The sequence below is a fragment of the Lactonifactor longoviformis genome (assembly GCF_042848515.1).
Classification (GTDB): Bacteria; Bacillota; Clostridia; order Lachnospirales; family Lachnospiraceae; genus Lactonifactor; species Lactonifactor longoviformis.
This window is the reverse complement of record NZ_AP031453.1, coordinates 2,191,044-2,209,384: the sequence shown is the minus strand read 5'-3', so window position 1 is coordinate 2,209,384 and position 18,341 is coordinate 2,191,044. Positions and strand designations below refer to the sequence as shown.

At 47.8% G+C, this 18,341-nt stretch carries 16 protein-coding genes; 2 read left to right on the top strand and 14 right to left on the bottom strand.

What is annotated here, in order from left to right:
- Window position 1: 1 nt before the first annotated feature.
- The 5 genes from ACGHCT_RS10075 to ACGHCT_RS10055 form a co-directional block, all read right to left on the bottom strand.
- Window positions 2-799, bottom strand: coding sequence for an SseB family protein (locus ACGHCT_RS10075; RefSeq protein WP_390439830.1), 798 nt, complete (start codon window positions 797-799; stop codon window positions 2-4).
- Window positions 800-869: 70 nt separating this feature from the next.
- Window positions 870-1,499: a DUF4203 domain-containing protein gene (locus ACGHCT_RS10070; protein WP_154257948.1), complete on the bottom strand. Its 630-nt coding sequence runs from the start codon at window positions 1,497-1,499 to the stop codon at window positions 870-872.
- 5 nt (window positions 1,500-1,504) lie between these two features.
- Window positions 1,505-1,912: a zinc ribbon domain-containing protein gene (locus ACGHCT_RS10065; protein WP_226903442.1), complete on the bottom strand. Its 408-nt coding sequence runs from the start codon at window positions 1,910-1,912 to the stop codon at window positions 1,505-1,507.
- 181 nt (window positions 1,913-2,093) lie between these two features.
- The gene (locus ACGHCT_RS10060) at window positions 2,094-4,625 is read right to left on the bottom strand and encodes an immunoglobulin-like domain-containing protein (protein WP_390439827.1); all 2,532 of its coding nucleotides are present in this window, start codon (window positions 4,623-4,625) and stop codon (window positions 2,094-2,096) included.
- A 35-nt stretch (window positions 4,626-4,660) separates the two neighbouring features.
- Entirely contained in the window at window positions 4,661-7,714 is a 3,054-nt protein-coding gene (locus ACGHCT_RS10055) for a LamG-like jellyroll fold domain-containing protein (protein ID WP_390439825.1), read from the bottom strand.
- A 358-nt stretch (window positions 7,715-8,072) separates the two neighbouring features.
- On the opposite strand from ACGHCT_RS10055, the gene ACGHCT_RS10050 reads away from it, so the two are divergent.
- Window positions 8,073-9,017: a carbohydrate kinase family protein gene (locus tag ACGHCT_RS10050; protein WP_154257945.1), complete on the top strand. Its 945-nt coding sequence runs from the start codon at window positions 8,073-8,075 to the stop codon at window positions 9,015-9,017.
- An 82-nt stretch (window positions 9,018-9,099) separates the two neighbouring features.
- On the opposite strand, the gene ACGHCT_RS10045 is transcribed toward ACGHCT_RS10050, so the two are convergent.
- The 7 genes from ACGHCT_RS10045 to ACGHCT_RS10015 form a co-directional block, all read right to left on the bottom strand.
- On the bottom strand, window positions 9,100-10,266 hold the full coding sequence (locus tag ACGHCT_RS10045) for a M20 family metallopeptidase (protein WP_173015538.1): 1,167 nt from the start codon (window positions 10,264-10,266) through the stop codon (window positions 9,100-9,102).
- A gap of 23 nt (window positions 10,267-10,289) precedes the next feature.
- A complete protein-coding gene (locus ACGHCT_RS10040) occupies window positions 10,290-10,955 on the bottom strand; it encodes a DUF1028 domain-containing protein (RefSeq protein WP_154257943.1) in 666 nt (221 codons plus the stop codon).
- Entirely contained in the window at window positions 10,945-11,937 is a 993-nt protein-coding gene (locus tag ACGHCT_RS10035; RefSeq protein ID WP_279233615.1) for an ABC transporter ATP-binding protein, read from the bottom strand. Before ACGHCT_RS10035 ends, ACGHCT_RS10040 begins: the two co-directional genes overlap by 11 nt.
- Window positions 11,930-12,916, bottom strand: coding sequence for an ABC transporter ATP-binding protein (locus tag ACGHCT_RS10030; RefSeq protein WP_226903448.1), 987 nt, complete (start codon window positions 12,914-12,916; stop codon window positions 11,930-11,932). The genes ACGHCT_RS10035 and ACGHCT_RS10030 overlap by 8 nt, the downstream gene beginning before the upstream one ends.
- A gap of 15 nt (window positions 12,917-12,931) precedes the next feature.
- Window positions 12,932-13,771 carry an ABC transporter permease gene (locus tag ACGHCT_RS10025; RefSeq protein ID WP_154257942.1) on the bottom strand — a complete coding sequence of 280 codons (840 nt, stop codon included), beginning with the start codon at window positions 13,769-13,771 and terminating at the stop codon, window positions 12,932-12,934.
- Window positions 13,772-13,781: 10 nt separating this feature from the next.
- On the bottom strand, window positions 13,782-14,723 hold the full coding sequence (locus tag ACGHCT_RS10020) for an ABC transporter permease (RefSeq protein ID WP_154257941.1): 942 nt from the start codon (window positions 14,721-14,723) through the stop codon (window positions 13,782-13,784).
- Between the two features lie 75 nt (window positions 14,724-14,798).
- Window positions 14,799-16,403 carry an ABC transporter substrate-binding protein gene (locus tag ACGHCT_RS10015; protein WP_154257940.1) on the bottom strand — a complete coding sequence of 535 codons (1,605 nt, stop codon included), beginning with the start codon at window positions 16,401-16,403 and terminating at the stop codon, window positions 14,799-14,801.
- A gap of 378 nt (window positions 16,404-16,781) precedes the next feature.
- Between ACGHCT_RS10015 and ACGHCT_RS10010 the strand changes: the two genes are divergently transcribed.
- Window positions 16,782-17,228: an Lrp/AsnC family transcriptional regulator gene (locus ACGHCT_RS10010; RefSeq protein WP_154257939.1), complete on the top strand. Its 447-nt coding sequence runs from the start codon at window positions 16,782-16,784 to the stop codon at window positions 17,226-17,228.
- A gap of 39 nt (window positions 17,229-17,267) precedes the next feature.
- Here ACGHCT_RS10010 and ACGHCT_RS10005 read toward each other — a convergent pair whose 3' ends face one another.
- Both ACGHCT_RS10005 and ACGHCT_RS10000 read right to left on the bottom strand, forming a co-directional pair.
- The gene (locus ACGHCT_RS10005) at window positions 17,268-17,780 is read right to left on the bottom strand and encodes a hypothetical protein (RefSeq protein WP_154257938.1); all 513 of its coding nucleotides are present in this window, start codon (window positions 17,778-17,780) and stop codon (window positions 17,268-17,270) included.
- Window positions 17,781-17,801: 21 nt separating this feature from the next.
- A complete protein-coding gene (locus tag ACGHCT_RS10000) occupies window positions 17,802-18,341 on the bottom strand; it encodes a DUF2284 domain-containing protein (protein WP_173015539.1) in 540 nt (179 codons plus the stop codon).

Genomic DNA, 18,341 nt, shown 5'->3' with positions numbered 1-18,341 from the left:
TTTACTCCTGTTCAAATCTTTTCACGAACGCCGGAATCTGCTCCTTTAAAATAATGAGATTAAATCCAAGAGGATTTACCACGATCCCTTTGCTCTGCTCCATAAGAATACTTTGGAGCTTATCAAAGTTCATTACTACTCCCTTCAGATTCTTCTCCCTGTTAAATTTATTAAATTCACCCACATCCGTAAATACCGGCTGAAAGATCTCACCATTGTTATTTTTTACAAAGGGCACCTGTACCTCTGATTTTTTGCCCCCCTCTACTTCCTGGTCATCCTTTTCATTTACCCGCATGGAGACAATATAACGGGCCTTCACCAGGTTGGCCGCCATCTCTTCTTCCAGCTCCGGAAGATTCTTTTTTTCCTCATTGTCCACTTTTCTGCGCAGTTCCTGCATAAAATAAAGACCGGTAAGCTGAAGCTGGGGATTGGAAAGCGGTCTTTTTTCTTCCGGCAGCTGGGAATAGTCCGGCGGCTGCACCAACTCCAGCAGCTCCAGTTCCACAGATTCCTCACCCTCTGTATATACGATGGCATTTACTCCCATTGTAAACAGGCTGGTATAAAAATTCAAAAATTGATCATTTTTAAACTTTACGCCCATAAGGGGAATACTCTTAGCAGTATATTCTTTGGCGAAAACCTGTACATCCTTTTCTTCTCTGAATATAAATATCTGATCGTTATACGTCTCCTCATCGCAGACAATAAATGGCATATTTGTTGCTCTTGCATATGGTACGTACATAACCTCCATCATCTGCAGCTTCTTTAACACTTGGTTCTTGTCCATTGTCTTTCCATGATCCTTTCTGATAAAAGCCCCACTCAGCAGAGTGCGGCCTTCTATGTAGTATTTTCTCTCATCGCTCTTCTATTGTATCATCAATTCCATCTTCTTGAAAAGTATTTTCTTCCATTTCTTCTTCCCGGAGCCTGCGCCTCCATCCAAGCCACTGAATTAAAATTCCCAGAATGGCAAACAGTACTCCCAGGGCGTATCCCATCCCCTTTTCCCTGGCATGAAGAAGATTGCCTATGCAGGTTCCTGCCATAATTCCTCCCTGCAGGCTGGTGCTGATAATAATAACGGGTTCCACAAACTTCAGCGCCAGAGCGCCAACCCCGGCTCCTGCCATCAGGCAGACAAAAAAACTGCCCGAAGATGTAGGATGAATCAGCAGATAACACACTGCTGTACCCATCAAAAAGCACAGAAGAAAGATTCCCCACCGGTAGATACAATATGCCAGAGTTGCCAGCAGAATCCCCCCTATCAGAGCACAGATCACAGCGATTGCTATGGTATTGCCAAAATGCATGCCCAGCATATAACCGCCTGTCATGCCAATGCCAAATCCAATCATACTTACCCACATTTTTAGAAGACGGAGTCCGAAGAAGCAGTTTATCAGTCCCAGCACCGTACATATAAGCAGTGCCGGTGCGGCAGCTTCATGCACAATTTCTCCCAATCTTGCTATATATTCCATGTTTATCACTCCTCAAGTCTTTTCCCGCACTTTGGGCAGTATACAAAATCCTTCTCCGCCTCATATCCGCAGTCAGAACATATCCTGGTCCCTTTGGCGGCCTCATTCGTCCACCCCAAAAAGCTTCCCTGTCCCCGTTTGATACGAATCAGATCCTCTTCCCTCAGCTCTACAGCATCTCCCCGCATAATCTGCCGGCCTATTTCCGGTGTAATCTCATATAAGGTATGGCAGCAGGTAGTCTCGGCATAGTAATGCCTGTCCCATTTGAATAAAGGAATAAAAAATAAACTGAAGCAGGAATACGTCATATAGACTTCATATCGCCCATATTTTCCGCAGCTGCTGCAGATAACTGTTTTAACATATTCAATATTTTTTCTTCCCTGGCTGATTCCCATTATAAAAAACACTGGTATACTTCCCTTCTGCGCATGATTCTCTGATACCTGTCCGGAGAGCATACAGAAACGGGTGCCCTCGGGTATACTAAGGATACCACATTTTATTGGCACATGAAAGGATAAAATCTTATCCCCGCTTCCTTTACAACTGAAAAGGGCGCGTTCCTCTGCGGGATTGCGCCCCTTCGTCTTACCTGGTTTTGGTCCAGGCTCCGCTGGCATTTACATAGTATTTTCCAATCCACTGGCTGGACGCCATGGCTCCGCTGTCCTTCAGATAATACCAGGTATTCCCCAGTTTCAGCCACCCTGTGGCCATCGCTCCGCTGTCCTTCAGATAATACCAGGTGTTCCCCAGCCTCAGCCACCCTGTGGCCATCGCTCCGCTGTCCTTCAGATAATACCAGGTATTCCCCAGTTTCAGCCACCCTGTGGCCATCGCTCCGCTGTCCTTCAGATAGTACCAGGTGTTCCCCAGCTTCAGCCACCCTGTGGCCATCGCTCCGCTGTCCTTCAGGTAATACCAGGTGTTCCCCAGCCTCAGCCACCCTGTGGCCATCGCTCCGCTGTCCTTCAGGTAATACCAGGTGTTTTCAATGAGCTGCCATCCTGTAGCCATAGCCCCGTTTCCTTTTAGATAATACCAGGTATTTCCAAGCTTCAGCCACCCTGTGGCCATCACCCCGTCATCCTTCAGGTAATACCAGGTATCCAGAAGCTTCAGCCAGCCTTTGGCCTTCTCTCCTGCTTCATTGTAATAATACCAGTTTCCATCTTCATAGCTCCAGGTATTTAACTTTTCAGGTTTTACCTCTCCCATCAGGTTTTTGGCGTTTGTCACTACCTGACTGATTTTTTCGAAAGAAACCGTGGGATCCTCTGCATAAGACTCTCCCAGACTTTTCCAGTTTTTCATTTTCTGAATCTTGGCCGCTGTATAATGTTCTGTATCCCTGATCGCCTCATCCAGCTGTCCTAGAACCTCTTCCAGTTCTCTTTTATCCACGGAGATATAGCTGAGTGCATGATAATTGTCCACACCGGCATCGCTGTTATAGGTATCCAGGAGGGTATTGTATTCTTCCAGTGTAACAGGAATCATTCCCCCATGGCATCCCACATCACCGCCGGTTCTTCCGTAACCGTCGGAAACCTTTCGGATACTGTCTGGCTGGGAAAGGTCATATGTCACATATGGCTCATAGCGCACACTGTTTTTTCCGTAGTAGTCGATCATGACACACCATTCATCCCGGTCAAAGAACTTGAACATGGTGGCTCCTTCATAGGCACCGGAGTACTTCTCCATACCTGCCTGGTCAATTTTTTGGAAATGGTTGCCTGCAGACTCATTTCTGAACCAATTCCACACTACGTCCGCCCTCTGATAGTCGTTATATCCTGCCCCATTCAGTTCTTCCAGTGTAGTAAACAGGGTGCCGTCCTTTTCATAAGGAGTAATTCTTCCGGGATCACTGCTGTCATAATCCACATTGGGATCCAGAACAGAGTCCGCGCTCATCAGTTCTATGTGGTTGTCCGTCTCATCCTTGACCACCCGATAGACCGTACCGTAAGGATCTCCGGTCTCTGTGTCTGCCACCCAGAGCTGGGAAGTATCAATGTTGCCATATCCGTCATTGGCATTCACCAGCTTGCCCCAGTTCTTATAAAAAGCCTCCTGCTCATACATTTTTGTAGGACCAAATGTTACAAAATCGTCTGTTTCATTGCAGTAAATACGGTTTCTGGAATATCCATCTGTAGCGACACGGCAGGACCAGTATATCAGGTAATTGTCTTTCTCCGGATTGTATATGGCTTCCGGAGCCCATGCAGCTCCTGCTTCTATTTCCGATCCAACGTCTACCCAGCGCCTTGTCCAGTTTACAAAATCCTCTGTCTCATAGATGAAAAGGCTGGTACTGCCATCGTGTGACATAGTGCCCCAGTTTCCTCCGTATTGGGGGGCCATGGTATTGAGATCCGTTGCCAGAATCCATACTTTATCAGAGTCACTGCCATCTGCCTTAGCTCCCCGCAGCATATATGGATCCCGGATTCCCTGATCCTTACCCTCGAAGGGGAACAAGACAGAGGCATCCCCTGCAGTGGTCTCTTCGATGTTAGTCTCCTCTGCCACCGCATAATTTACATTGTCTGTTTTATACACCCTGTCCGTATAATCGCTGCCTGCAAGGAACGCTGGATTACAGCCGTTAAGCGCTGTCCAGTTCAGACCATCTTCACTGAGAAAAAAGTGAATCTGCTGCACGTCGCTTCCCCCTTTGTTGGCAAAGCATACGTACAGATATCCCGCATAAGAGTCGTCCTTATCTCCCTCTCTAATGGTCATGGGAAATTCCTTTACACAGCTGGCATCATTTGCCGCCACAGTTGCTGTCAGAGTAAAATCATAATTTCCCTGCCCCGCATAGGGACGGGTAATTTTAAGAGTATTCCCTTCCACCTTCACATAAGGGGCGTCCTCCTCTGCCACACTGTACTGTATAGAAGCTCCGTCCAGTCCTTCGACTGTATCCGGAAGAATCAGATCCCCTGTCAGCTGCTGGCGAATCTGGGATTCTTTAATATTTAGATTTGACTCTACAACGGATGAGATGTCAGACGCAGCCAGGACCTCTGCAGGGGGAACTGCCGATACAAGCATAATGCCGCATAATCCACCGGCTAAGATACGTTTTGCACTTGATAACTTCATATTTTCTCCTTTCCATATACCTGCTTCTCCTGTCTTCAGGATGTCTGCCTTGTTCTTGACCATACTCCGCTGCCGTTTACATAATAACTGCCTACCCATTCACTGACCGCCATGGCTCCGCTATTTTTCAGATAATACCACTTGCTGCCCAACTGCAGCCAGCCTGTGGCCATCGCTCCATTGCTCTTCAGGTAATACCAAGTTTTTCCATCCAGCAGCCAGCCCGTTGCCATCGCTCCGCTGCTTCTCAGATAATACCAGGTTTTTCCGTCCAGCAGCCAGCCCGTTGCCATCGCTCCGCTGCTTCTCAGATAATACCAGGTATTCCCATTCAGCAGCCAGCCTGTGGCCATGGCTCCTGTGTCCCTCAGGTAGTACCAGGTTCCTCCCAGCTGTATCCAGCCGGTAGCCATCGCCCCATTGCTCTTCAGGTAATACCAGGTTTTTCCGTCCAGCAGCCAGCCCGTTGCCATCGCCCCGTTACTCTTCAGATAATACCAGGTTCTTCCGTCCAGCAGCCAGCCTGTGGCCATGGCTCCGGTATCCTCCTGAAGATAAAACCAGCTCCTGTAGGCAGTGTCATAGATCCAGCCTGTTTTTTTCTTCCCGTCTTCGTAGTAGTACCACTTGTCACCAGACAGCTTCCAGCCAGGTTTCAGCTGCGGCTCTGGTTTTTCACTTACAATCACGTATGTTGTGTATTCCATGGTGAATCCGCTGCTCTTTGCCTCAATTTTCGTAGTCAGCATTGCGGTCCCGTTTGCAACTGCAGTTACTGTGCCATCTTTGTAAACTGCCACTGCTTCATTGTCGGATGCATACGTCACATTCACCGCGCCCTTTACCGCATCAGGAACTGTATAGAGCTTCTCTGAGGTGCCGGCTTTATACACTGCCTCCTCTTTTGGCGCACTGGCGTCAATTACCCCCCATGGATCCTGATATTCCGGCTTAAACACAAGCTTTTGCACCGCCCGGTCTATCTTGGCAATCCCGGCGTCTGCTTCTGTCTGGGTCTGTGCTCTGGAGGCCGCCGCCACAGCATCCCGCAGGGCGTTGGCTGACATTTCTGTGAAGTTGCTCAGATCCAGCGCATTTGCCTGCTCCAGCTTTTGCTTCAGGGCTGTTGCATCGAATGCCTTAACCGTAATGATAAATTGCTTTTCCGCTTTCAGTGTGCCCGCGGTAACGGTTGCCGTGAGCGTTACCTCCCGGTCAGTATCCCCGTTATATACCTTTCCGGTTGCAGCTATGAGATCACTCTCCGCCGACCAGCTTACATCCAGACCGTCTAACTTTGAAGGAAGACTGAGATCGTAGCTTACGTTATCAAGTCCGGTATTTTTATTTCCCAGAATCTTTTCTTCTGTCAGAGATGCGTCCACCTTTGCCTGCAGTGCCTCCTGATACGCAGGATCCCCCTGCTGTATCTCTTCCTCGCTCAGAGCCTTGTCGTAGATTTTAAAGGAATCAATCTTTCCCACAAAATTACTGTCTGCACTCCAGCAGGATTTGCCCAGGTATCCCAGGATTCCGTCCTTGGTCCCTGCAGTTACAATCTCTTCCATACGAAAGCCGGTATCCAACGCAGGTCCCGCCTCTATCCCATCGATAAACAGAGATACTTTCCCATTTTCAAAAACCATGTCTACGGTGTAGTACTCATCATTGGACAACACCAGGGATGAATTTATCAGATTTTCGGAAGACGCGTTCTTAATTCCTGCCCGGATACTGTTGCCGCTGTATTGGAAGTATGGGGCATAGAACATATAGTTTGTTCCTGTACTCTGGGGAATTGAGCCAATGCAGAAGAGCCAGGAAGCTGCTCCTGATTTTGAACTCCTTGCGTACGTAGCCTCCACTGTAAACGCTTCTTTATCCGTAAGGCTCTCGTAGATTTTCGACGGGAGAGTAATATAGCTTTTATTGCCGGTGATTTCCATCACATCCCTGTCTCCGTCTCCTATGAATTTCACTGTCTCCGGATTTACAATGGAGGCGTCATTCCCAAGACCGGAAGCGTCAGGAATTACGCCGTTTATGGACGCTGTCATTGTATAGTCAGCCACCACGCCCTCTTCCCGCTCTGTAGGATTTTTTACTACAGTCACCGCTGTGTCCCTTGTCTGTGTGACAGTTCCCACAGACACCGTGGATGTCACCATTGTCTTGCCCTCTTTCAGCCCCAGTACGGTACCGTCTTCAGATACAGAAGCTATGGTGCCATCCCAAACCTCAAAAGATATCTCAGCGTTTTCCTCTGTCACGCCGCCCGGCAGATTCACCTGGATCTGCTGGGAGCTTCCCTCATACATCGTAATTCTCTCGTCAGCCGTAAATCCCTCTTCCTCAAAGATTTCCTCTTCACTTCTGGAGTCATACAGCTGGTAAACCTGGGAGGGCGTCAAAGCCTGATCGTATACCTGTACCTCGTCAATCAGTCCCTTGTATAAATCATCCCAGTTATTAACCCCAATGCTGATGTCGTTGCTCTCTGCCGTCAGCGCCCTGGCCGCCTGTCCAGAGCCTGCCGGACTACCATTTAGATACAGGGTAAAATCATAGCCAGACTGGGTTACTGTGACCAAAGTCCAATGATTTTTCTCCAGATTTACATTAGAGATGGGTGTTTTGTATCCAAACTCACCGGTCACCTTATCGTTTGTCCAAACTTTGAGAACTTGATTATTATCTCCAGCCACAGATACCCACTGTTCTGTTGCACCCAGGGCAGAACCTATATACAGCAGGGAACCATTTACCGGCACCGCCTGTGAGGGGTTGACCCACATAGATACTGTGTATTCCTCTCCCGTATAGGGATGATTCAGCTTCAGACCATAGTCTCCAAGTCTGACAGCCTGTCCTTCATGCCCTTCGGCATAGGCAGCCTCACCCGTATACTCCGCCATCTTTTTCCCGTACATGGAACTGCCGTCCAGTTGATTCTCAAAGGAATAGGTTTTTACAGGCTGAGGCAATCCCTGTTCATTTCCCTCTGCGCTTACGATTGTGCTGTTTGCCGTTATCGCAGAAAGTGCCATCACACCTGCCAAAAAACCTGACATCAGTTTCTTTTGCTTCATCCTCTTACTCCTCCTTCTTTCTATTCATTTCCCAATATCAAACCAAATGCTGTGTGTTTTATCCCTCCCTTCTGTTCCATTCCTGACCTCCTTTCCCTTGAAATCGACCTCCTGTTTTATACAATTATAACAACCGATTTCCTCTGTTTTTGTAACTTTATTATGCAAAGTGTACATTTTCTTTCTGTACTTCTGCTGTAAATAGGTTTTTATAGGAACTTTGTACGTTTTCGTATTTTTCCCTGTCTGTCCGCAGAATCCGTTTGGACTTATTGACTTTCTCTCTTTTGTGAGATAGTATTTTAGAAACAGGAAATCTACTGATTCTTGTGATATTTCCCACTTAGGAGGCATTCACATGCTAAAAACGTTCGACGCTGCCATCATCGGCGCTGCCATTATAGATATCCCGGCCGGCCCGGTAGACGCATCTGTCTTTGAAACTGGTTCCCATCCCGTGCCGTCTGTCACCATGTCTCTGGGCGGCGATGCTATGAATGAGGCAGCACTGCTGGCTAATCTGGGACACTCGGTAGAACTCATCAGCAAAATAGGCGCTGATCTACCCGGTCAAATGATACTGGACTACTGCCATCAGACATTTATCAATACAGAGCATGTCATCCGGGATAAATCTATCTCCACGGGCATTAATCTGGTACTGGTAGATTCTGACGGTGAGAGAAGCTTTATCACCAGTCAAAAAGGCAGTCTGCGCAAATTAACTCTTGAGGATATCCCTCTGGATATTTTCTCCGATACGAGTCTGATATCCTTTGCAAGCATCTTTGTCTTTCCTTATCTTAGGGCACCGGAACTGACAGTCATTTTTCAGGCAGCAAAAAAGAGCGGCGCCATCCTGTGCGCAGATATGACAAAACGTAAAAACCAAGAGACTATCGATGATATGAGGCCTTATCTGCCCTATGTGGATTACCTCTTCCCCAATCTGGAGGAAGCCAGGCTTGTGACAGGTTTAAAGGATCCGGAACAGATAGCAGAGGCTTTTCTTCAGGCTGGGGTTGGCCATATTGTCCTTAAACTGGGGGCCAGGGGATGTCTGTGTGCCTCTGCCAGGGAACGTTTTTATACCAGAGCCTATCCCTATGCCCGCTGTGTGGATACCACAGGCGCCGGGGACGCTTTCGCAGGGGGATTTATCCATGGAATACTGAATCATCGGGGGCTGAAGGAATGTGCAAGATATGCCAATGCTGCCGCATCCATCGCGGTGGAACGCCCGGGATCCCTGCAGGGGGAGATTCATTTGGAAGAGATCCTAAAAAGAGCAGATGAAATATAAAAGACAGGAAAGCGGTACCCTGCACGCTTATAAGCATACGGGATACCGCTTTCCTGTCTTTTATATTCTATTTTGATACTGTTTACTCAATGCCAAAATATTCCCATACATACTGTATATACATTGCCATACAGATGGGCAGGCAGTCTTCGTCAATATCAAAGGTTCCGTGATGATGAGGGGAGGCTATTCCTTTTTCTTCATTTCTGGATCCTATATTCATATAGGTTACCGGGGCTGTCTCCAGATATTCCGCAAAGTCCTCGGCTCCCAGGCTAAGCTCCTGTTCTTTTACAGCCTCCGCCCCCAATATTTTAGATGCTGCACAGATAGCTGTGTCTGTCATTCTATGATCGTTGAAAACTACTTTCGCGGTGATTTCAAAGTCAACGGACGCCTGGCATTTGTAAGCAGTGGCTGTAGCTGCTGCGATCCTGCGTATGGCATTTCTGTTTACCGCTCTTTGGCACTCTTCCAGCACCCGGATACTGCCTTCAATATAAGCATCCTCCGGAAGGATATTGAAGGCGGTACCGCTCTGGAAAATCCCAACAGTCATTACCGTTGGCTTCAGGGGATCGCTCTCCCTGGTAATCACACTCTGCAGGGACTGAACGAGAGATGCCCCTGCCAGCAGAGCGTCCGCACCGTTTTGCGGCGCGGAACCGTGACAGCCTCTTCCCTTGATCCAGATACGGAACTTATCATTGGCAGAGGACATCACCCCTTTTCGTATGGTTGCCTCTCCTATAGGAAGAGAATTAGAGACATGGAGCCCAAATACACCGTCCACGTCCTTCACTGCGCCGCTTTCCACTACCGTCCTGGCACCCTGGCCGTTTTCCTCTCCCGGCTGGAAAATCAGTTTTATCTTTCCCGGAATTCTATCCCTGTGCTCCTGCAAAAAGGCGGCAGCACCCAAGAGGGCAGCCGTATGTCCGTCATGTCCGCAGGCATGCATCAGACCGGGGTGTTTCGACGCATAGCTGCACTGATTCAGCTCTGTCATTTCCAGAGCATCGATATCTCCTCTCAGGCCCAGGATTCTGCCCCGGCTGTTTCCCTCTATAATGCCCACGGTTCCTGTTTTTCCGGCCTCTAACCAGGGAATCCCCATCTCGTCCAGCCTCCGCCGGACATATTCTGCCGTCTCATATTCCTGCATACTCGCCTCAGGGTGCTGATGAAGATACCTTCTGGTGGAAACCAGCTCCTCCCGCTGCTTCTTTGCCTCATCTAAAATGTCCATTTTATTCTCCTCACACATAATCGTTATCCTTTAATCCCTTTTCTCACATTATCTACCCAGCTGTCATAAGTCTCAAAAATATGCTCCTTATTCTTCTGATAGATTTGATTCAGCTTTGATACTGCCTCCGGATCATCATCTACCCGGAAATCTATATAGGGAAAACCCTGGATCTTATCTACCCGGATAACAGCGGCCTGTTTTCCCCTGCGGTCTCCGCCGCTCCGATCTGCCGCAGTCAGCGCATTCATCAGCCGGTCTGCCAGATTTCCTCTGGTCTTTAGAAAAGCCTCTTCCATCTCCTGGAGCACCTCTTTACCTGTGAGAATATTGCCGGCTATCACATACCCGTCTCCCCGGAGATGTAGCTTTACCGGATCGTTCTCACTCCCTGTAAATGCCGCTGTGTTACCTTTATAGTCTACCACAGATATCTGTCTCAGTTCCTTTCCCTTATCTTCCTGTAGTGCCTTGTGCAGTGCCTCCTCCGCGGACGCTCCCCGCTGGATTCTGCCCATAACGTCCTCGTTCAGGAAGGGATTTACCCATCCTTGGGAAGCTATGATCCCGTGTGAGATTCTGATGAAAGGGGAAAACGCCCCCAGCCCCGGAAAACAGGAGGCTGCTGCGCCCCCCATACACCCAGTCTCTCTGCACACGGCAATAATAGAATATGTATTAAATTTCATGGATTACCTCCGCACTTTTATATTTGTCACAGGCCACATAATGGCCAGGCTCTGCCTCTGTAAGTTCCGGAACTTTTCCGGCACATGCCTCGTCCCCATAGGGACATCTCATCCTGAACGCGCATCCCCGGGGCAGATGAATGGGACTTGGAACCTCCCCTGTCAGCCTCTTTCTCTCCATCCCAGCGCCGGGCACCGGTATGGGAATCGCAGAGATCAGGGCCTGGGTATAGGGATGCAGCGGCCGTTCATACAAAGCATCTGATGGGGCAATCTCTACAATTCTTCCAAGATACATGACCGCTACCCTGTGGCTCACGTACTGGACCGATGCCAGATTGTGAGAGATAAAGATCATGGTCATCTGAAATTTTTCCTGCAGCTCCTTCAGCAGATTTAGTATCTGTGCCTGTATGGATACATCCAGAGCTGACACCGGCTCATCTGCTATGATAACCTTAGGATTCAGCAGAATTGCCCTTGCTATACTGATCCGCTGGCGCTGTCCCCCTGAGAATTCATGGGGATATCGTTTCAAAGCATCCAAAGGAATCCCTGTCATTTCCAGCATACGGGTAATTCTTTCCTCCCACTGTTCTTTTGGAATGCCGTGCGTCCGCAGAGGCTCCTCCAGAATTGCCTTTATGCTCATTCTGGGATCAAATGCAGCATAAGGATCCTGAAAAATCATCTGAAAGTCTTTTCTGTGTCTCCGAAGTTTCTGGGAGGAGAGATCCATCAGATTTTCTCCTTCCAGTACCACACTTCCACAGGTAGGCTCAATCAGACGCATAATCAGTCTTCCAAGCGTGGATTTCCCGCAGCCCGACTCGCCCACAATCCCCAAGGTCTCCCCCTTTTCAAGGGTTAAAGTAACGTTCTGCACTGCTTTGAGCATTTCCTTTTTATAGGGAAACATTCTTCCCTTGACTGCAAACTCTTTGGACAGGCCGCTGATTTCTAGTATTATTTCTCTATCCAATCCTGCCCACCTCCTTGCAAGAAACATAATGTCCGGGAGCAATCTCCAAAAGAGAGGTGTCCCGGCTGCACTCCGGCTTCCGATCTGGACACCGTTCTGCGAATTGGCATCCTGCCTTCTCTTCATATAATTTGGGCGGTTGTCCGGGAATAGGAATCAGCTTTTCTTTTCTCCCCAGAACCGGAACGCAGGCCATAAGCCCTTTGGTATAGGGGTGCAGGGGATGTTCAAACAATTCTTTTACCGGAGCCTTCTCCACAATCTCTCCCGCATACATTACAGCCACTGTATCACACACTTCCGCTACCACACCCAAATCATGGGTAATCAGAAGAATAGCAACTCCGAAGGTATCTCTGAGTTCCCTCAAAAGATCCAGAATCTGTGCCTGTATGGTAACATCCAAGGCTGTGGTAGGTTCATCCGCAATCAGAATCTCCGGCTGACACATGAGAGAAGCGGCGATGATAGCCCGCTGACGCATTCCCCCTGAAAACTGAAAGGGATAGTCCTCCGCCCGCTCTTTTGCTGAGGGGATTCCCACTTTCTGAAGCTGGATAATTGCCTCCTCTAAGGCATCCTGTTTCTTTTTCTTTCGGTGAATCTCCAAAACCTCTCCCACCTGTCTTCCCACTTTCAGAACAGGATTCAGTGAAGTCATGGGATCCTGGAAAATCATGGCGATCTTGTTTCCCCGCAGCTTCTGCTGCTCTTTTTCCGGCTTATCCAGTATGTTTTCTCCGTGAAACCAGGCCTCACCCCTTACTTTTTCATGTTTTTTCTTTCCCACCAATCCCAGAAGAGAATTGGCTGTCACAGATTTTCCGCATCCGGACTCTCCTACCAGTCCCAGGATTTCTCCTTTTTTCAGAGAGAAGTTCACGCCCCGGACCGCATGCATATGTCCCTGTCTGGTGGCGAATTCTACCTGCAGATTCCTAACCTCCAGAAGGTTCTCATTACTATTTGCTTCTTTCACAGCAGTTCCCCCTCTCTAATTTTCCACATTCCTGAGACGGGGATCCAGAACATCCCGAAGCCCATCCCCAAGTATATTAAATCCCAGCACAGCCAGGGCTATGGCGATTCCCGGAAATACGCCCACCCACCAGGCAATCTCAATCCATGATTTACCGTTGTTCAGCATAATTCCCCAGGAAGGAATGTCAGGCTCCACGCCAATTCCCAAAAAACTTAAGGCTGCCTCTGACAGTATTGCAAAGGCCAGAGACAAGGTAATCTGCACCAGGATAGGGGCCAGCACATTGGGAAGAATATGACGCACTATAATAGAGAAGTCAGATACCCCTATGGATCGGGCTGCCTCCACATGGAGGGATTCCTTTACCGTGAGGACAGCTCCCCTTGTTATTCTGGCAAAAATAGGAGTATAGACAATCCCGATGGCAATCATAATATTATTCAGGCTTGGCCCCAGAATAGCCATGATTAACAGTGCCAGCAAGACCTCAGGAAAAGCAAACATAATCTCAATCACTCTGGAAATAATCCCGTCCGTAAGTTTGCCGAAGTATCCGGCCAGCACCCCCAGGCATACACCTGCTGCCGTGGCAATGCTGACAGAGACAAGAGACACCTGAAGGGAGATTCTGGAACCATAGATGATTCTGGACAGAATATCTCTCCCCATATTGTCCGTCCCCAGAAGATGCTTCCCCCCCGGCGGCATCAGCACCGCTGTGCTGTCCATATAGTAAGGGTCAAAAGGAGCAATCACAGGGGCCAGAACAGCAGACAGGATAAACAGCAGCAGGATAAGGCTTCCAGCCACAGCCAGCTTGTTATGTATAAAACGATGCATAAACTCTTTCATACCAGCCCTCCTAATAACGAATCTGAGGATTTACCACACAATACAGCAAATCCACGATCAGATTAATCAATACAAACATAACGGCAATAAACAATACGGTTCCCTGGAGCACCAGATAATCTCTGTTATTAATCGCCTGCAAGGCGAGGGAGCCAATGCCCGGGAGTGAAAATATTTGCTCTATTACCACAGATCCTCCTAAGAGAGATCCTGTCTGGAGACCTAAAATAGTCAGCACCTGAATCATTGTATTCTTAACGCCGTGTTTTAAGATCAGCCTGGTTTGAGACAGCCCCTTTGCCTTCCCCATCTTCATATATTCCTGATCTACTACCTCAATCATCGCTGACCGGGAAGAACGCATAACCACAGCGCTCACCGCCACTCCCAGAGCAAGAGCCGGCAGAAACATACATCTCAGGTTTGCCAGTATCCCCTCAGAAAGAGGGACAAATCCCCCGGAGGGGAACCACTTTAAGGTCAGGGAAAAGAACAAGACCAGCATGGTCCCCAGCCAGAACCCCGGGATAGAGATCCCAAGAAGTCCCAGCACGGTAACCGCAGAATCGGGCATACGGTTTCTCTTGCAGGCTGCCCAGTAGCCCATGGGAATTCCCACCAATACAGCCATCAGCAGGCTGAAGAGGGTAAGTTCCAGCGTAACCGGCACCCGGGAAAACAAAAGCAGGGCTACCGGCTGATTGGAAATATAGGAAAATCCAAAATCACCGGTCAGAATTCCCTTAAGCCATATAAAATACTGGGTGATTATGGACTGATCCAATCCATATCTCTGCCGCAGAGCCGCCGCAGCTTCTTCCGTGTACTGGGTTCCCAGAGTAACCGTGGCATAATCACCCGGAATCAGCCGCACGGCAAAAAAGACTACCACAGAGATTCCCAGCAGCACGGGAATGATACTAACCAACCGTTTCAGAATATATCGAAGCATTCTCTTCTCCTTTCACAGATATGCAAAATACAGGAAAGAGCCTGACGCATCAGACTCTTTCCGGAATTTCATAATTTACTCAAAATAAACGTCCTTCAGGAAAATGGTAGTAGCGGTTGGATGCACCGTATAACCCTTAACATTATCCCGCATGGCAACGGTAAAATTGTTCATGTACAAAAACGCCATGGGGGCATCTTCTGCAATTACTTTCTGTGCTTCTTTGTAAATCGCCATTCTCTCTTCCTTGTCCAGAGTGGAACGGCCCTGTTCCAACAGCTCGTCTACCGCAGGGTTAGAGTACTTCTGCTGGTTATACGCACCGCCTGTGGTAAACAGGTTATATAAATATTCGTCAGCGTCTACAAAACCTGACCAACCGCAAATTGTCAGGTCAAAGTCTCCCTGATTCAGACCGTCAAAATACACCCCTGACTCCAGTGCGGAAATCTCTGACTCAATGCCTGCCTCTGCCAGCTGCTGCTTCACCATCTGCGCGGCATCTACCTGATACTGCCAGTCAGAACCGACAGTGATTTTTAATGTTATCTCGCCCTCCTCATATCCGGCTTCTTTTAACAGGGCTTTTGCCTTTTCCAAATCTCTTGCAGGATAAACTTCATCACCGCCGTAGTACTCATGTGTGGATGGAATATTAGCCTCTTTCAGTACTTCGGCATTTCCCATTTTTACAGCCGTATTAATGGCATCCCTGTCAACTGCATTGGCAACGGCCTGTCTTACTTTTACATCCTTCAGATATTCTGACTCACAGTTCATGCCCACATATTCCCAGAAGGTACCCGGAACAGATTCCATGGTTACCCCTTCTGCGTCCTTTAAAACTGCAATTTCCTGATCTATGGCATCGATAATCATATGAATCTCGCCGTTTCTCAGGGCAGTGGCGCGTGCCGTGGCATCTGCAATTGTCTTTAAAACAAGGCTGTTTACTTTTGGAAGCCCCTCCTCCCAGTATTCAGGGAATGCTGTCAGGTTCAGACTGCTGCCCTCTGTCCACTGTTCCAGTTTGTATGGGCCTGACCCTGCGTCTGCATTGGCAAGGCTCCCTCCGTTTTCCTCCACCACTGCCTTCTCCACTATTGCATTTAATGAATTGGCAAGATAGGTAAGAAACGGTGCGTACTGGGAGGAAAGTGTAATTACAACGGTGTTCTCGTCCGGAGTTTCGATGGACGAAACCTTGTCAAACTGGGAAGCCCGTGCCCCCCCATTCATAATTCTCTCGAGAGAATATTTTACGTCCTCACTGGTCATAGTATTCCCGCTGTGAAACTTAACCCCCTCCTGAAGATGAAGGGTATACACAAGCTCATCCTCAGAAACCTCATAGGATTCGGCCAGAGAGGGCGCCACCTCCCCATAAGCCTCCGTATATGTAAATAACGTATTGTACATGTTCTCAATACAGATCCCAGCCGCCTTATCGGTCACCATATGGGGATCCAGTCCGCTGGGGTCAGACTGAATGGCCACAATCAACTGATCCCCATCTGTCTCTTTAGACGTATCCTGCACACCTGATGAAGCAGCCTCCGAGGTATCCGATTCCCCGCTCCCTTTGGAATCACCGTACTCCGCAGGGGCATCTGAACATCCTGACAGCACAAGCGCCGCTGACAATATCAGGGCTGACAGCAAACTAATTCTTTTTTTCATACCATTGCCTCCATAATCTTTTGTAAATTACCTTGCACTCATTCCTCTAGGCTGCTGTATTCACCGGTTAATTCTGGTTTTCTTACAGTGTGTTCTTTATAAAATAAAGTACATTCAGAAAAAATATTTATTATATAAAGTTTTATCGCCTAAATAGTATGTTTTAGTAATTCCATTAGGGAAATCTTAGCAGAAATTAGTTGCTTTGTCAACCGCGAATTAATGCTTTGCCTTTGAAGAAGACAAAAAAGAAAATTTTGTTAATTTCTTAAAATAATACTAACAACAGCAGAGTATCTTATGGTATCATATACATGCAGAAAATCATTCCCTGCTTCAGAATGTGTCAAGCAGGGAAACCATAGGCGGGGAATATTCATGGACAAATTAGATAAAGAAATACTTAAAATATTAAGCCAGAATGGGAGAACTTCTTTTAAACAGATTTCTGAGGCTGTGGGACTCACCTCCCCTGCTGTCAAAACAAGAATAGAGAAAATGGAAAAAGATAATATTATCAAGGGCTATTCTGTCAATCTGGACAATAAAGCTGTGGGATTTATGGTGACAGCCTTTATCAGTGTGGCTGTGGAAACTGCCTCCAGAGATGAGTTCTATTCTTATGTGCAGTCCTGTCCCAACGTAATTGAGTGTCATGGGATTACAGGACAATATTTTGCTTTGCTGAAAGTACTTTTCAAGAGCACCATGGATCTGGATAACTTCCTGAACAAGATTCAGAAATTCGGAGAAACCAGTACTAATATCGTTCTCTCAACCTATAAAGAGCCGCACAATATAAATCTGATGGACGAAGAGATTTAAAAAAGAGAAAGCCGTATTTTGCTACAGCTTTCTCTTTTTTTATTCTAAGAGCAGTGTCTCTCTGTAATTGTATACCTCTCGTTTCCTCCAGAGCAGAAACTTCCGCTTTAGAAAAGGCTCTCCGTTCCTTTTGGCCTGGTCCTGGTCCCTGATTTCATATTCTCCGTTCGTCACAACTATGATAAGTTTGGACCTGGCATAATACATTTTCAGATATCCCGCCAGTTTTTCCAGAGTCTTTTTCTCTTTCACAGGTTCAAATCCCTGGTAAAAAGCTGACATCATCAGACGGGGCATAGCCGCCACGGTGGATTCCACTCTTCCATCCGCCTTCCACCAAAGTACATTCAGCCTCACATTGCGGAACACTTGGCCGTGGCCCTTCAGGGTTTTTACAAGCTCTATAACGGTATCCTCTAATTCTTCTTTTTCCATTGCGCAATCCAGTACCAGCGCCATCTCCAGTATTTCCTTGGTAAAGTTACCCGGTACATGGAGTACACGCTCTACCTGCTGCAGCAATTTCTGACGTTGTACAATAGTAATTGCCATTCTCTCTTCCTTTCCTGTTGTCTAGTGATATAAGAACAGACTGAAATAAGATATCTGTCTGCCGTTTCCCCAGTATGTCATATCACATGCCTCTGCCATTTTATCCGCCTGTACACAGTAGGCAGACAGGCAGGAGCTGATCTGTTCCGGATAGGCACACTCCTCCCCTTTTTCTCTTCTGCAGGGCCGGCACAGATCGCAGGGGCCAGCCAGCATAGGCAGTCCGGTAAGTCCCGCCTCTTTCAGTCTCCTGATAAAAGCTCTGGATCTCTTATTATGTTCCTTTTTCAAACGGGCCAGCTCTTCCTGGGAATTCATGTCTTCCACCTCACAGACAGTCTGAAATACCAGGGCATTTTCATATTCTCTGGCCCTGGCCTCCATCTGTTCCGGTGAACCACAGTCCGGAGGGCAGGAATAATTGTCCCCGTAATTGCCGCAGAGGTTCTCCTCACAGTAGCGCCGGAAATCGGCGTTGAATACCAGCTGTTCCGCTTTTATCACTTTAGCCTTTGTAAACCCTGCCTCAGCAGCCATATCTTCTATTAAATACTCTTCCAT

Excerpts from the sequence above, each read along its gene's own strand:
- ACGHCT_RS10075 (WP_390439830.1), bottom strand. The coding sequence starts at position 799 with ATGGACAAGAACCAAGTGTTAAAGAAGCTGCAGATGATGGAGGTTATG.
- ACGHCT_RS10070 (WP_154257948.1), bottom strand. The coding sequence starts at position 1,499 with ATGGAATATATAGCAAGATTGGGAGAAATTGTGCATGAAGCTGCCGCA.
- ACGHCT_RS10060 (WP_390439827.1), bottom strand. The coding sequence starts at position 4,625 with ATGAAGTTATCAAGTGCAAAACGTATCTTAGCCGGTGGATTATGCGGC.
- ACGHCT_RS10055 (WP_390439825.1), bottom strand. The coding sequence starts at position 7,714 with ATGAAGCAAAAGAAACTGATGTCAGGTTTTTTGGCAGGTGTGATGGCA.
- ACGHCT_RS10050 (WP_154257945.1), top strand. The coding sequence starts at position 8,073 with ATGCTAAAAACGTTCGACGCTGCCATCATCGGCGCTGCCATTATAGAT.
- ACGHCT_RS10045 (WP_173015538.1), bottom strand. The coding sequence starts at position 10,266 with ATGGACATTTTAGATGAGGCAAAGAAGCAGCGGGAGGAGCTGGTTTCC.
- ACGHCT_RS10040 (WP_154257943.1), bottom strand. The coding sequence starts at position 10,955 with ATGAAATTTAATACATATTCTATTATTGCCGTGTGCAGAGAGACTGGG.
- ACGHCT_RS10025 (WP_154257942.1), bottom strand. The coding sequence starts at position 13,771 with ATGAAAGAGTTTATGCATCGTTTTATACATAACAAGCTGGCTGTGGCT.
- ACGHCT_RS10020 (WP_154257941.1), bottom strand. The coding sequence starts at position 14,723 with ATGCTTCGATATATTCTGAAACGGTTGGTTAGTATCATTCCCGTGCTG.
- ACGHCT_RS10015 (WP_154257940.1), bottom strand. The coding sequence starts at position 16,403 with ATGAAAAAAAGAATTAGTTTGCTGTCAGCCCTGATATTGTCAGCGGCG.
- ACGHCT_RS10010 (WP_154257939.1), top strand. The coding sequence starts at position 16,782 with ATGGACAAATTAGATAAAGAAATACTTAAAATATTAAGCCAGAATGGG.
- ACGHCT_RS10005 (WP_154257938.1), bottom strand. The coding sequence starts at position 17,780 with ATGGCAATTACTATTGTACAACGTCAGAAATTGCTGCAGCAGGTAGAG.
- ACGHCT_RS10000 (WP_173015539.1), bottom strand. The coding sequence starts at position 18,341 with ATGGAAGAGTATTTAATAGAAGATATGGCTGCTGAGGCAGGGTTTACA.